Here is a 671-nt window from a genome sequence, read left to right on the forward strand (position 1 = left end):
ATTGTGCGTTGGTTTTTGTGATTACGGTGTTATGCGGTAAGTTGGCAGTAGCGTTGGTTGCCCCTTAACCGGGCGTTATGTTTAATCACAAAAAATCAGTGGATTATGGTTTTTCTTTGCTCCCTTGGCTCGTGAGTTTTGTGTTTCTCGGCAAGTTGGCTTCAGTGGGCGCGGTTTTCCGGACAATTATTCTTTGGCGCTGGAAATTCAGAGAATTGCCTCAATCAGTTTTCGAGTAAGCGCGAGGTTAGGGCAGTTGGCGCAATCAGTATTTTGATCACAGGTTTTAGGGCTTGAATTGCCGTAATTCAAAGTCTGTTTTTCAAATCTATGAGTCGTTTCAGTTTTTTAGTTCTTGGCTTTTGTTTGTGAATCGAAGCTGAGTTAATCTTGGTTTTGGTAAAATGTAAGTCATTGAAGCTTAAACATAACAAACGGTTCAAGAGGGACAGCCAACGCGCGGCATTTTTATTATGCGTTGGTTTTTGTGGTTACGGTTTTATGCGGAAGCTTGGTAATGGCGTTGGCTGCCCCTTAACCGGGCGTTATGTAACCGTAAAGAAAAAAGACCACAATGCATTGAAAAGTAGATATTTTTTATGATTGATCTAATTTCAATGTCGACTTTGTCTGAGCGAGTTTCATGCATGTTGATTTAACTTTCGGCTTCT

This window comes from Vibrio fujianensis (assembly GCF_002749895.1).
Classification (GTDB): Bacteria; Pseudomonadota; Gammaproteobacteria; order Enterobacterales; family Vibrionaceae; genus Vibrio; species Vibrio fujianensis.